At 57.3% G+C, this 13,872-nt stretch carries 12 protein-coding genes; 1 reads left to right on the top strand and 11 read right to left on the bottom strand.

Going from position 1 to position 13,872, the window contains the following annotated elements; all coding sequences use genetic code 11:
- Nucleotides 1–27: 27 nt before the first annotated feature.
- The 9 genes from KBX14_RS02050 to pdxS form a co-directional block, all read right to left on the bottom strand.
- Entirely contained in the window at nt 28–2,802 is a 2,775-nt protein-coding gene (locus tag KBX14_RS02050) for an RNA helicase (RefSeq protein WP_256041748.1), read from the bottom strand.
- Between the two features lie 4 nt (nt 2,803–2,806).
- Nucleotides 2,807–3,724: a twin-arginine translocase subunit TatC gene (tatC, locus tag KBX14_RS02045; protein ID WP_256041747.1), complete on the bottom strand. Its 918-nt coding sequence runs from the start codon at nt 3,722–3,724 to the stop codon at nt 2,807–2,809.
- A gap of 115 nt (nt 3,725–3,839) precedes the next feature.
- A complete protein-coding gene (tatA, locus tag KBX14_RS02040) occupies nt 3,840–4,130 on the bottom strand; it encodes a Sec-independent protein translocase subunit TatA (RefSeq protein ID WP_070362472.1) in 291 nt (96 codons plus the stop codon).
- Nucleotides 4,131–4,166: 36 nt separating this feature from the next.
- Nucleotides 4,167–5,108 (bottom strand): YafY family protein, encoded by a 942-nt coding sequence (locus KBX14_RS02035; RefSeq protein ID WP_256041746.1) that lies wholly within the window; start codon nt 5,106–5,108, stop codon nt 4,167–4,169.
- The gene (locus KBX14_RS02030; RefSeq protein ID WP_256041745.1) at nt 5,105–6,061 is read right to left on the bottom strand and encodes a YafY family protein; all 957 of its coding nucleotides are present in this window, start codon (nt 6,059–6,061) and stop codon (nt 5,105–5,107) included. The genes KBX14_RS02035 and KBX14_RS02030 overlap by 4 nt, the downstream gene beginning before the upstream one ends.
- Nucleotides 6,051–7,466 carry a Pup--protein ligase gene (gene pafA, locus KBX14_RS02025; protein WP_070362469.1) on the bottom strand — a complete coding sequence of 472 codons (1,416 nt, stop codon included), beginning with the start codon at nt 7,464–7,466 and terminating at the stop codon, nt 6,051–6,053. The genes KBX14_RS02030 and pafA overlap by 11 nt, the downstream gene beginning before the upstream one ends.
- Nucleotides 7,463–7,648 carry a ubiquitin-like protein Pup gene (locus tag KBX14_RS02020; protein ID WP_252930888.1) on the bottom strand — a complete coding sequence of 62 codons (186 nt, stop codon included), beginning with the start codon at nt 7,646–7,648 and terminating at the stop codon, nt 7,463–7,465. The genes pafA and KBX14_RS02020 overlap by 4 nt, the downstream gene beginning before the upstream one ends.
- On the bottom strand, nt 7,641–9,152 hold the full coding sequence (dop, locus tag KBX14_RS02015) for a depupylase/deamidase Dop (protein WP_256041744.1): 1,512 nt from the start codon (nt 9,150–9,152) through the stop codon (nt 7,641–7,643). Before dop ends, KBX14_RS02020 begins: the two co-directional genes overlap by 8 nt.
- 41 nt (nt 9,153–9,193) lie before the next feature.
- Entirely contained in the window at nt 9,194–10,078 is an 885-nt protein-coding gene (gene pdxS / locus KBX14_RS02010; protein WP_369822092.1) for a pyridoxal 5'-phosphate synthase lyase subunit PdxS, read from the bottom strand.
- A gap of 10 nt (nt 10,079–10,088) precedes the next feature.
- Between pdxS and KBX14_RS02005 the strand changes: the two genes are divergently transcribed.
- Nucleotides 10,089–11,522 (top strand): PLP-dependent aminotransferase family protein, encoded by a 1,434-nt coding sequence (locus KBX14_RS02005; RefSeq protein ID WP_256041743.1) that lies wholly within the window; start codon nt 10,089–10,091, stop codon nt 11,520–11,522.
- On the opposite strand, the gene arc is transcribed toward KBX14_RS02005, so the two are convergent.
- Together arc and KBX14_RS01995 are read right to left on the bottom strand one after the other, a co-directional pair.
- Entirely contained in the window at nt 11,511–13,028 is a 1,518-nt protein-coding gene (gene arc / locus KBX14_RS02000) for a proteasome ATPase (RefSeq protein ID WP_256020417.1), read from the bottom strand. The two genes, KBX14_RS02005 and arc, sit on opposite strands and share 12 nt — an antisense overlap.
- Before the next feature lie 10 nt (nt 13,029–13,038).
- A complete protein-coding gene (locus KBX14_RS01995; protein ID WP_070477125.1) occupies nt 13,039–13,872 on the bottom strand; it encodes a tRNA (adenine-N1)-methyltransferase in 834 nt (277 codons plus the stop codon).

Genomic DNA, 13,872 nt, shown 5'->3' with positions numbered 1-13,872 from the left:
CCCATCGTAGGCGCACTAGTACTCGCACTAGTTCCCGATTGCTACTACACCGCGTCGAATAGCTTCTATCGCGCGGTTCGCATTGTTGCGAATCTCATCGCTGTAGCCGACCTTCTTCACCTGTTCTAGCAGGTCGATCACCTGCCGGCACCATCGGACAAAGTCGCCCGCGGTCAGTTCCGCGCCAGATTCTGCCGCGGCTGCAAGCGCGTACCCAAGCGGTGCGCCGGCGGTCCATTGGTGCAACGCGAGTGAGAAATGTGGGTCTGGCATTCTGGTGAGTGGAAGCTTGTGACGCTGCTCATCGGAAACGAGTTCGCCGTACACACGCATCGTTTCATTCATTGCGTGGGCCATTGGCTCTGTAGCGGCCTCCGGGGAGCCTCCCGTGGTACGGCGGTTCTCAAACACGACCATCGACGCGACACCGGCGAGCTCGGCGGGGTCCAACTCGTCCCAGATCCCGCGTTTTAGGCACTGCGCAACGAGGAGGTCCGAAACATTGTGCAGCTTTGCTAAACGCTCGCCCTCATCAGTGACTTGGAATTCTCCTTCCACGAGCTCCACGTAGTCGAGTTCTTGCAGCAGCCCGATCAGGCGCTCGAATGTTCTGCCAAGTGTGTCGGTGGCGTTGTCTACTTGCCTGCTCAGCCGGTCAAGTGCGCGCTGCTCACGGGCAAGCTTCTCGCCTACTCGGGCCAGCATTTCGCGGTCCGTGGCCGGCCATGAGTGGACGGGGTGCGCATGAAGCTGCTCGCGAAGTTTGGTGACGGATTTTGGAGTTCGATACCGGGCCTTCTCACGCAGTCGCTTTGGTGCATGCACCGGAGCGTGGCGGAGCTGGCTTGCGATCTTTTTCGCAAATTTGCGTGGTTGGTCCCGCGTATGCCGTGGAACTTTCATTCGCCCTACGACGAGTGGAGTGTTCTTGAAAAAATCAGCGTTGATGCGGCTCGACCAGCCACGCTCGGTGGTGACCCAGGGGCGCGGATCGTCGTGTCTGCCGGCGGGCTGAACCACGACCGCGAGCTCCGGTTGACGTTTACCAGGAAGCGCGATGATCTCGCCGACTTCCAGTCGGGCCAGCACGCGGGCGACCTCGGTGTGCCGGTTGTCGAGCGCGTCTCTGCGTGCTTTCTTCTCCTCCACGCTGAGAGCATGTCGGATGTCCAAGTACTCCAACAGGTCCTCAATCGCGTGATCTGATGGTGGCGCGTACGAAGAGATATCGCGGGATAATTGGGCGCGAAGTCGAGCAACTTTGCCTTCCAGCCGCTCTAGGTCCCTCACCTCGCCAACCACGGATCGGTCGGTTTGGAACTGAGCAAATGACTGCTCGATAAGTCGAATGGAGTCGTCGAAACCATTCATGGCAAGCATGTTGATAGCCATGTTGTAGCCGGGAGCAAATGGTGAAATGAGTGGATACGTTCTTGTCGACGCCAATCCAGCTACATACTGCGGGTCCATCGCTGGCGCCCACTGCACAACAGCGTTGCCGAGCACATCGATCCCTCGCCGACCGGCGCGCCCCGTGAGCTGGGTGTACTGCCCTGGTGTGAGGTCTACGTGGCCCTCGCCGTTGAACTTGACCAACTTCTCCAGCACGACGGTTCGGGCCGGCATGTTGATGCCCAGGGCCAGCGTTTCGGTCGCAAACACCACCCGGACGAGCCCTTCCACAAATAACTGCTCGACGATGTGCTTGAACGCGGGCAATAGCCCTGCGTGGTGCGAAGCGAACCCCCTCAGCCACGCGCTGCGAAGCTGCCGGTAGTTCAGTACTTTGAGATCCTCTTCCGGGATGCCTTCAACACCCGCGTCGATGATCTCGGCGGCACGTGCACGTTCCTCTTCTGTCGTGAGTTCCTTCCGCGAACGGAGGCATTGGTAGAGAGCGCCATCGCATCCCGCTCGAGAGAAGATGAACACAATTGCCGGAAGCATCTCTAGCCCATCGAGCACCTCGACAACTCCCGGCCGCCCAACCGGACGGTAGCGGTCTTGTTGGCGCGTCCTCCCATGGCGACGTCCACTCGAGCGGGCACGGAACCCGCGACCTTCATGAAAGTCGTCCGCGCCTTCTTCCGTCGTTCGAGACTCGATACGGGCGATCTGATGCGCCAAAGCCCTGTTAAGTTCGGGCTCGGAGGATGGGTTGGCAGGTTCGAACAATGGAAGGACCTTCTTGCCAACCATCATGTACTGACTTAACGGAACCGGACGGTCTTCGGAAACAATCACGGTCGTATCGCCACGAACAGTGTTGAGCCATTCACCGAACTCTTCCGAGTTCGACACAGTCGCCGAAAGCCCAACGATCTGGACGGAGTCGTCCAAGTTGAGAATGATCTCCTCCCAAACAGGTCCACGTTCCGGGTCTGCGAGGAAGTGGATTTCATCCATTACCACGTGGGTTAGTCGGTCCAGGCGAGGTGCTTCCGCGTACACCATGTTTCGGAGTACCTCTGTCGTCATCACGACGATGTCCGCCGAACCGTTGATGCTCACGTCGCCTGTCAGCAGTCCAACGGATTCTTCGCCGTATGCAGCGACGAAGTCGTGGTACTTCTGATTGCTCAGCGCCTTAATTGGTGTGGTGTAAAAGCACTTTGTGCCTCGCGAGAGCGCCAGCGCAACGGCGAACTCACCGACTACGGTTTTCCCGGATCCCGTTGGGGCGCAGACGAGCACGCCCCGATCGTCTTCGAGTGCCTGGCAAGCTTCAATTTGGAATGGGTCGAGCGGAAAATCCTTCGAGGCTTGAAACTGTGCGAGAAACGAGTCAGAGGAAGCGGACATGCCCCTACAGTACGTCGTTGAATGGATCCTCGGTAAACGTGTGCACGGGCTTTGGCTTCTCGACGGCCGCTACGTCACCAATCGGTGCTGCCTTTTCGATGGGCGAAGCTGCGTCGATAGGTCCTGAGGACTCGTCGTCGGCGAGGTCGAGCCAGTCCGGTCTGTTCCTGGCGTGGCGCTTGTCATTGATCCTGCAGAACTGGAATGCGCACTCGACGAGGAGTGTGATGGAGAGCGCCAGCGCGACCATCGAGAACGGGTCCTGGCCGGGTGTCATAAACGCCGCAAAGATAAAGATCCCAACGATGATGATCCGGCGCTTATCTTTTACCTGTTCATAACGAATGATGCCCGCGACGTTGAGCATCACGATGATGAGGGGGACTTCGAAGCTCACACCAAAGACGACGATGAGCCCGAGCAAAAAGTTATAGTAGCTTCCACCAGACAGTGCGCCAATCTGCACCTCGCTGCCCATCGTCATCAGGAAGTACAGTCCTTTGTCCAAAACAAAGTACGCAAGCATCGCCCCGGCCACGAAGAGCAGTACCGCAAGCGTCACAAACGTGAATGTGTACTGTTTTTCATTCTTGTGGAGCCCCGGCGTGATGAATCGCCAAATTTGGGTCAGCCACACTGGTGATGCCATGACGAGCCCAGCGAGCGCGCCTACCTTCAGCCGCAGCATGAACATTTCGAAGGGGCCCGTCGCTAAGAGACGACAATTGCCATCACCGGTGAAGTCTGCTCGAAGCTCAGTCGGGAGGTTGCAGTACGGGCCTCGAATGATTTCGCCGAGTGGGTACCAGTGAAAAGGCGCAGACTGATACCAAATGAATCCCACAACGGTGCCGACGCACACTGCGACGAGCGAGACGATGACGCGGCGTCGTAGCTCTTTCAGGTGTTCAACGAGCGTCATCTCGCCGGTAGCATTCTTTGGCTTCCGACGAAATCGACGACCTGCCTTTTGTGCAGGCGGAACTTGCTGTTGCCCCACTGAACTACGACCTCCAAGAATTCCTTAACAACAAACGCTACTGGCGGTGCTGGTTCTCAGGCGCGTCCCAAAAGCTTTGCTGAGCGTTAGGGCCTGTTTGCTGCTGTGGATTCGATGGAGGAGCGATTTCTTTAGGTTCCTGGCTCTGCGCAGGCTGCTGCGGAGTAGCTTGCGTCTCGTCGTCGTTGCGCAGCTCCTTGACTTCAGACTTGAAGATACGGGCGGAGCGACCCATCGAACGTGCCAAGTCGGGAAGCTTGTTTGCCCCGAACAATAGCAGCACGATGGCCAAAATAATGAGGATTTCCATCCAACCTAAATTCGGCATTGGATTCCTTTCACACTGCTTGGGTAGAGTCCTCCGCTATTCTAATGCCTCTAAGCCGGAAAACGCACGACGGCGTGCCTCATCAGCCAGCTCTGGCGGACCGATGAGTTCGATGCGGTCTCCTTGGCTAAGGCAGAAACGGATAAGCCAGTCCGCGGACCCGTAGACCATGGTTGCCTCAATCCGTCCGTCATCATAGGCCTCACCGATTTCGATTTCCCAGTAGTCCGCAAGCCATGTCGCATCGGAAGATACGAGTAGGTTAGCGATGTTTTCGGAGTCGAAGCCAAACGGGTCGGAGCCATCGAACGTCTTGCCTACCGCAGAACGGTCGGCTGGAACTTCGGTCAACCGAGCTTCACGAATTCGGTCAGTTCGGAAGCTCTTCTCCTCTCCTCCATCCAGCGCCGTGAAATAGGTGTGACCACCTTGGTGAAAGAACCGAATACCGGTCAACTGGCGCTCACGAAGCGTATCGGAGGAAGGCGAAAAGTATGTCACCTGCACTTGAACGCCTTGCTGCAAACCACTTTGAAGTATCCCCAGGATGGATTCTTGATCGCTTTGCTCCCCATCCGCGTCAAGCACGGAGGTACTGCCAACTACAGCTCGCAACTTCTCTGCTGCAGAACTCAGCGCCGCTTGGTCGAGCAGGCCTGGCATGGTCTCGAATGAGTCGAGCAGTAGTAACAATGTGTTTGCCTCGGTTGGTGTGAGACGCAAGGGCCGACTCAAACCTTGGTCGTCAATGACGGTCACCTCGGTCCACGAATGTTTGAGATCAATCATCTCCCCGGGGCCATTGCCAACTCCCGACAAATGGAGCATCGCCAAGTCGCTTTTCACCTGTTCCGCGTCAGTTCCGATGTCCCGCGCTATTTCCATTGGTGAACGATCTGGGTGCTGCGACAGGTATGACAACAGGTTTAAAAGCCGTGCCAGACGCACCTGGCGTTCGACTGCAGTGTTTTGCTTCATGCTTCAACTCGTTCCTGTCCTCGAAGCTGTTTGCGCAAGAGCGCAGATACCTCTTCGTGGATATCGGGCGGCGTAATTGAGCGCACATGCGGAGCAAGGCTCGCGAGAGTGCGCACGAGCCAGTCGCGTTCGACCCCACTGACAGCTATCCGGTCCAGACCCGCTGCAGCGCCCTCTGAGCGCTCTCCTTGCAGCGATAGCTCCTCGCCTACACCAGCCGAAATTTCCACCACGGCATCGACGAGCGGGCCACGCAGTACGTTCTGAAGTACGTCACGCGGGTCCTTGGTGGCGTCGTGAAACGATGTCTGATTCTTCGACTTCCTGATGTTGCTCACCTTCATCAGTCTGAAGACGCGCTCTTGGCCGCGATCGCAGTCCCAACCAACAAGGTAAGTCTTGTTATTGAGAGGTACGACGCTCCAAGGGTCGAACGTTCGGCGCTGGATCGACGCACCTGGAGCTGGCTGAAAATCGAACGTCATGCGGGTCTTGGTGCGTGCGCAAGCCAAGGCCGCCTTGAGCACATCCGGGTCGAGGTTGATGATGTCGTTGTCGACGAACGCAATGGTTGGACTATCAAACATCCTGGTCACACCAGATGCCGCGATCTTTGTCCAACCGGATCGCGCAAACGCGCCTAGGCGTCCCGCCTGGCTGAGATCAACTACGAGGCCAAGCGCCGTTGCCTCCTCAACAGTGAGGTTGAGCGGCTCGAGTTCGTACTTATCGTGTTCGATCCATGCCTCGCCTGCTCGAGTTTCTGCGGGCACGCCAACACGGCGAAGGTCGTCGACGTCGCGCTTAATCAGTTTCTCCAGGGCCTCTGGAGTTCGATCAGCGTATCCGTCGACGTGCTTGGCAATCCACTGCTGTGTCCTCGGACGCGGTGACCCCAGTAACGCGAACGCCAAGTTCAGCTGCCGGGAAGTCATTACATCACTACGTGTCATGATGCTCCTGTTGGTGGTTGTCCACGATGTATTGGATCAAAGCGTCGACGTCTGCGTTCTCGGTTTCGAAGGGATCGAGAAGCTTGAGCGTTCGAGGCTCTGGACGGTTTACTTTCAGGTGCACCCAGTCGACGTTGTGCTCCGCGTTGTAGTCCCGAGCAGCTGAGAGGAACCTGCCCCGCAGCGCGGCGCGAGTCGTGGCAGGAGGCTGCTCAGCAGCCATTCGAATGTCCGCGTCGGTAGTCCAACGCGCCGCGAGGCCTTTGCGTTGCAGCAGGTAGAACAGACCACGCTCCGGGTTGATGTCGTGATAGGTCAAATCAATCTGTGCCAATTTCGGATGTGACCAGTCCGTGTCTAGTTTTTCACGAACTTGCTCTAAGAGCTTGTGTTTGATCACCCAGTCGATCTCTGTGTCAACCGCAGAGAAATCCTGCGTCTCGATTGCAGTCAGCACTCTTTGCCATAGCTCCACTACCCGACTGAGTTCCTCGTTTGAGGTTCCCTCGTCTGGCCGTTGTGTCAGCCATTTTGTGGCGGCGTCAAGAATCTGTTGCTGCACCGCGAGTGCTGTAACAGTTGAACCATCTTTACAAGTAAGGAGCGTTTGGCCAGTCGGGTCGAGCGCAATCGCTCGAATATGCTTGATCGGATCTTCGAGCTCCACGTTCGGCATCGGGAAGCCAGCCTCAAGCATCTCAATGACCAGCTGCGTCGCGCCTACCTTGAGTGCGAACGTAGTTTCCGACATGTTGGAGTCACCGACGATGACGTGCATTCGGCGGAATCGATGAGAATCTCCGTGTGGCTCATCTCGAGTGTTAATGATGGGACGCGTGCGCGTGGTGGCAGATGAAACCCCTTCCCACACCTGGTCGGCGCGCTGAGACAGCACAAACTTGCCCTTATTGATCATTCCTGCGCCACATATTAGCTGTCTCGTAATCAAAAAAGGCAGGAGCTGCTTGCTAAATGACTTCAGGACGATTTCGCGACTCACCAGATAATTCTCGTGTGCACCGTAAGAGTTGCCCTGTGAGTCGACGTTGTTCTTAAACAGGTACACCTGGGCCGGAGTCCCCTCCTGCGCAAGGGCTTCCTCTGCATGCAGCGCAAGCTGGTGGTAGAGCATCTCGCCGGCCTTGTCGTACTGCAAGAGCTGCATCAGCGAGTCGCATTCTGGCGTCGCGATTTCAGGGTGCGCACCTACGTCGAGATAGAGCCGAGAGCCATTCTGGGTGAAGATATTCGACGACCGATAGCGCGAAACTACCGGCCGGAACAAGTAGCGCGAAAGCTCTTCCGGGCCAAGGATGGATTGCCCATGTGCGTAGGCGGCGAGCCCAAACTCCGTCTCTACCCCCATGATTCGGCGCGCATACAACGCAGGGTGTTCGGAACTCATTGGCCACCTTTTTGAACGAATGAACGCACAAACTCCTCAGCGTTTGTGTCAAGCAAGGCATCAATCTCATCGAGTAAATCGTCAGTGCCTGTCACCTCGACCTGGGCTTGGGCGTTGCTGCCTTCTTCATTCTGCGGTTCCGGGGTGTCTCCTCCACCGAACATTTGTTGCTGCTTAGACATGCTTATACCCTAGCGCGTTTAGCAGCTCCGATGCCGTTGTAGCGCGGTTGATGATTTGGGCAGTTTGCTCATACGTCCAGCCATTGACATCGTCGAGCGGCACGCGGACCATTCGATCCTCAATCCTGAAAACGATGGACTGCCAACTCGATGCCGCGATCTCTTCCCCAAACTTTTCGGTTACCTTGCCACGGAAGTATGCGCGGGAGTTTCTCGGCGGGTTCTTTGCTGCGTGAGCAATCTCCTCATCGCCTACTAGCGTCCGTATCGATCCTTTTCGGACGAGTGCGTGATACAGCGATTTCGCAGGATCTATGTCAGCGTACTGGATGTCGATCATTTTCAACTTTGGGTCGTCCGCGGCTACTCCTCGGTCCATGAACGAGCGCACAAGCGCCCACTTGGCCGTCCAATCAAGGCGATCCGCGGTGCGCAGTGGGTCGACTGCGAGATCATCGAGCACTTCAGCCCAAAGAGCGAGCACTCGCTTATCGACGTCCCCTTCGTTTGGCAGCCCCTGCACCCGATCTCGGATTTCCCGGAGCACCTCGATTGCTGTGCAGCGCCTACCGTTGGCAAGAAGTAGTTTGTGTGTGCACGTTGGGTCGTGGGAGATGCGTTGCAGCTCAGCAACCGGGTCCTGGATGGTGAGGTCCGAGAAGTCCACTCCAGCTTCGATTGCGTCGAGCACGAGTTTGGTCATGCCCATCTTCAAGAAGTTGGAGTACTGGCTCATGTTGGCGTCACCGATGATGACGTGGAGGCGTCGAAACTGTGTAGCGTCAGCGTGTGGTTCGTCGCGCGTGTTGATGATGCCTCGGTTCAGTGTCGTTTCGAGTGAGATTTCCTGCTCGAAGTAGTCTGCGCGCTGTGAAATCTGGAAACCGGCATGTTCACTTTCGCGCCCGATGCCGACTCGTCCGGCGCCAACGATGACCTGCCGAGTGACGAAGAACGGAATGAGCCCCTCTACCACCGCTGCGAAGTCAGTGTGGCGTGAGTACTGGTAGTTTTCGTGACTACCGTACGACTGGCCCTTGCCATCGACGTTGTTCTTGTAGAACTTAATGGGTGGGCATGGTGAAGCGCCGTCAAGCACCGAAATACCTTCGTCCCAGAGATCGCGGATGTCGTCCATGGACTGCCGCAGGTAGAGATCACCAGCGGCGTCGTACAGCATGGCATCCCAGGCGTTATCAACTTCCGGGGAGGAGTATTCAGGATGGCCGTGGTCGACGTAATACCGAGCACCGTTAGTAGTCACCACATTAGCCACGCCAATCGCGTTTGGGTCGACAACAGGAACCGTCCGATAGCGTTGGAGGTCGTATCCGCGAGCATCCTTCAGCGGGTGTTCCTCCGCGTAGTCCCATCGGCTTCGAGCACTCGTATGCATCGCAGCGTATGCCACGACAGCATGCGTCGAGGTTATGAGCGGGCTGAGCGTCGGGTCGCTCGGAGTCGTGATGCCATACTCAGTTTCTGTTCCCATGAAACGTCCCATGGCTCACGACTGTACCGCGACGCTACCTCCCGTGCTGGCATTTACCAGCCGCGCTCAGCCAAGCGATGCGGCGCAGGCAGATCGCTTACGTTAATGCCAACCATTGCCTCGCCAAGGCCGCGTGAAGCTGCTGTGACTTCGGCGATGTCTTGCCAGTTGCGGGTTGCACGAACGACAGCTTCCGCGCGCTTCTCTGGATGCTCGGACTTAAAGATACCCGAGCCAACGAAGACGCCGTCAGCGCCAAGCTGCATCATCAGAGCTGCGTCAGCTGGTGTTGCAACGCCACCAGCGGTGAACAGGGCAACGGGAAGCTCGCCGTGTTCAGCAACGTACTTCACCAGATCATATGGGGCTTGCAGCTCTTTCGCCGCGACGTAGAGCTCATCTGGGTTAGACGCTACCGTAGCCTGCAGCTGTGCGATTTGGGCTTTGATAGTGCGGATATGTTTCGTGGCCTCGGAGACATCACCAGTACCAGCCTCGCCTTTGGAACGAATCATGGACGCGCCTTCATTGATGCGGCGAAGTGCTTCACCCAAGTTTGTCGCACCGCACACGAAGGGGGTGTCGAATGCGTTCTTATCGATGTGGTTGACATAGTCAGCTGGGCTGAGCACCTCGGACTCATCGATGTAATCGATTTTGAGATGCTCCAAGATCGCGGCCTCGACCGTGTGTCCGATGCGCGCCTTTGCCATGACTGGAATTTCCACCGCGTCGAGGATCTCTTCGATGAGGTCGGGGTCGGACATACGCGCCACCCCTCCCTGGGCACGGATGTCTGCCGGGACTCGCTCAAGTGCCATGACGGCAACGGCGCCGGCATTCTCCGCAATCTTCGCCTGCTCTGCGGTCACGACGTCCATAATGACGCCGCCGCGCAAGCTGTTGGTCAACTCTGCATGTTTCGAAAAATCAGTCATGGGTTCCATCATGCGGTACGATCTGGACGATTACGAGGTCCAGTTTTACAGCAATATTTTGTACCAGTTGGTGAGTATGTTCTTTCCAGTCTCGCGTAACGCATCACTTTCACTTCCTGCCCAAATCGCAGCGCAAATCCGAACCGCGGTTGCCGAAGGCACACTGCGACCCGGAGACACCATCGCATCTACCCGCGAGCTTGCTGCCCAACTCGGCGTATCGCGTGGGACCGTGGTCAGCGCGTTCGATCAGCTCATCAGCGAAGGCTATCTGGATACCACGCAGGGAGCACCAACAAGGATTCATCCTGAGCTCCGAGTACCGAAGCAGTCGATACAACGGAGGCAAAGAGCATCCAACGAGGCGTCAACACCTGCAGTACTTTCGCTGGTCCCAACATCAGGTATCGACGGCATGATCCGCCCGGCAGCCTGGCACCGTGCATGGCGCGAAGCCTCATATTGCGTGCCGAAACAGGCCGACCCACAAGGCGAGCCGAAACTACGGACTGCAATCGCCGAGCACCTGCGAGTAGCTCGTGGGCTTCACGTTGCTCCGGAGGCGGTCATCGTCACCGGTGGGACCCGCGAAGGACTGCTGCTCACGCTGATGTCTATTGGCAACAGCGTCCGAGTTGGTGTTGAAACTTCGGAGTCTAGCGGGCTTCGTTCCGTGATCGCTCTCGCAGGCCATGCGACGGTGCCCTGCCAATGTGACGACGAAGGCGTCTTAGTCTCGCAGCTTCCGTGCGACATCGACGCACTGCTCATCACGCCAGCACACGTGCCGCCGTTTGGCGGTGTCATGACAGTACGCCGACGCGTTGAGTTACTCGAATGGGCCTCGGCAACGGGTACGTTGCTCATCGAGGATGATTTCAACACAGAACTGCGCTATCGAACGGCTCCCCAACCGACACTGAGTGCTCTACCTAACTCAGGCAATGTGCTCACGCTCGGTACTTTCACAACGCTGCTGCACAAGCAACTTTCCGCCGGCTACATCGTTACCACACCGGATACGTTTTCCTCGGTGCAAGAGACCCGGGAAGTGCTAGGAATGCCGGTGTCGACAGTTACCCAACACGCGATCGCGCACCTACTGACTGATGGCACCGTCCGGAAAAGCACCAAAGCGTTTCACACTAGGCTTGCGAAGCGGCGTCGACAGGTAACCCCACTCCTCGAGCGTATTGCCGAAGCCAGTGGTGCGAGCAACGCCACCATGAGCAACACGAGTAGCGCTGACATTATCGTTGAGTTTTCTCATCAACGCGATCTGCAGCGCTTCAGGGAGCAGCTGAAACGCGTCGGCTGCGTTTGCGCGACCGGTGATTCAACTGGCGCTGGTGAAGACTGTTTTGCACTGCTCAGTTTCTCAACGCTGAGCGACCAAGACTTTGATGCCGCAACGCGCTCCCTCGCTGAGTTTCTAGGATGCTGACCTAGCGACGACCTCCACAGCGACCACTTGCTTGCCATGTCGACCGGCTAGGCGCGACCAAGTGTCTGGGTCGGCAGTATTTGGCAGGTCTTCATTTTCCTGCTGCTCCGCGCGAACCGCCGCACGCAGGTGCTCCGCAGTAACGCCGGTATCTGACTCGCCGGAAATAGCATCCTTGATAGCAAGCTTTTTGGCGCGGCTGACAATGTTCGCGATCATCGCACCAGACACAAAGTCAGAGTAGTGCAACGTCTCCTCAGAACCATCAATCAACCGGAGACGGACGAAAGGCCGCGGCGCAAACAACTCCTCGACGGCAATCTGTGAAAGCTCCTCGATAGGAACTGCGTGAGGGACGTCAGGGCGTAAGTAGCGGCCGAAGATATCGAGGGCCTCAGCTTTAGTCGGGCGTGAAATCCGCACCTTGATATCGAGGCGTCCAGGTCGGAGAATCGCAGGGTCAATGAGCTCTTCCCTATTCGTCGCGCCGATGACGATGACGTTCGAAATATCTTCTACGCCGTCAATCTCTGTGAGCAGCTGCGGCACAACTGTCGTTTCCATATCGGAGGACACCCCCGAACCGCGGGTACGGAAGATCGACTCCATCTCATCGAAGAAAATGATCACGGGGCGACCTTCCGAGGCGAGCTCCCTCGCACGCTCGAAAATCAGCCGGATTCTACGCTCGGTCTCTCCCACGAACTTATTCAGCAGCTCGGGGCCCTTCACGTTGATGAAGTGCGCCGACGCACTATGACCAAGCCGGTGCGCCAACGAATTCGCGACCGCTTTCGCAATCAGCGTCTTACCGCACCCGGGCGGGCCGTACAGTAGCAGGCCCTTCGGGGGCTTCAAGTCATACTGCTGGTAAAGGTGAGGGTGGGCGAACGGCAGCTCAACCGCATCGTGGATGAGCTCAATCTGTTCTTGGAGCCCGCCGATGTCCTCATACGTCACATCGGGTACTTCTTCGAGTGAAAGCTGGTTCACCTCGGTCTTTGCAATGCGCTCAAACGCGAACTGTGCGCGCACATCAGTAAGCAACGTGTCACCGGCACGGCTTTCACGTTGTAGCTCGTCTGTAAGCCGTACGACGTGCTCCGTTCCCTGGATGTCTTGCACAATAGCGCGACCGGCGTCCAGCTTTTCAACGAGCGTAGCTAGCTGGCCCACAGCAGGATATTGGCAGACCTCGAGTACCACGCTGCCATCGCCAAGCCTCACCAGCGACCCCGGCTTCACTCGGTCGATCGCGATCGTTGGCGCGACCTTGACACGCATGTGCCGACCGCTTGTAAAGACTTCAGCGTCTGTTCCATTGCCAGTGGACGCAAGGAACAGGCCGTACGTCGAAGCTGGGTCGCCGAGGGACTCGACCTGTTCGTAGAGCTCTTGCAGCTTGTCCCGACTGGTTTTGAGCATGTCCGCAAGCTGTGCATTGCGCGCGCGGAGCTGCTGGTTGTCGCGTGTGAGTACCTGGACTTCGGGCAAGCGTTCAGTCATACAAGGAATCTTAGCGACGCGCGCGCCGTTGCGGACGAGGTGGTGTCACTCCGTCCGCGAGTCGGCGCGTCCACACGAGAAATGCAGTGTGCGCGTTCATACGGTGTTCTGGCCGAGTTGCCAGACCTTCGACCTTCCATTCACGCAGCAGGGTTTCCCATGCGCGAGGTTCCGTAAAGCACTTTGCCTCGCGGATGCCCTCCATAATGTTCATCAGCTGCGGGACGGTTGCCACGTAGGTCATGAAAACGCCACCGGGGATCAACACATTCTTGACGGTGTCGATGAAGTGCCACGGCTCAACCATGTCCAAGATCACGCGGTCAACTGGTCCACCAAGGTCCTCTTGAGTGACCTCACCGAAATCTCCCAGACGTGGTGTCCACCAATCAGGGCGACCGTTGAAGTAGTCCTCTACGTTGTCTTTCGCGAACTTCAGATGATCATCGCGGATCTCGTAGGAAAACACATGACCATCGGGGCCGACAGCACGCAAGAGCGACATCGTGAGAGCACCGGAACCTGCGCCGGCCTCCAACACGCGCGCACCCATAAAAATGTCACCCTCGACAAGAATCTGAGCGGCATCCTTTGGATAAATGACCGCGGCGCCACGTGGCATGGATAACACGTGATCAACAAGCAGGTGCCTGAAACAGAGATAGTCCGCACCCAAGGTGGACTTCACCACCGAGCCTTCGTGCGCGCCGATGATGTCGTCGTGGCTGACAATCCCCTTATGTGAGTGAAACTGCCCTCCTTCAACGAGTTGGATGGTGAAGTGGCGACGCTTTGCGTCCGTGAGTTGGACTTTATCGCCAACGCGAAATGGACCTGAATACAT

The sequence above is a fragment of the Corynebacterium sp. CCUG 61414 genome, assembly GCF_024453945.1.
Classification (GTDB): Bacteria; Actinomycetota; Actinomycetes; order Mycobacteriales; family Mycobacteriaceae; genus Corynebacterium; species Corynebacterium pseudogenitalium.
The sequence above is the reverse complement of the archived record's forward strand: the minus strand, read 5'-3'. Positions and strand labels throughout refer to the sequence as shown.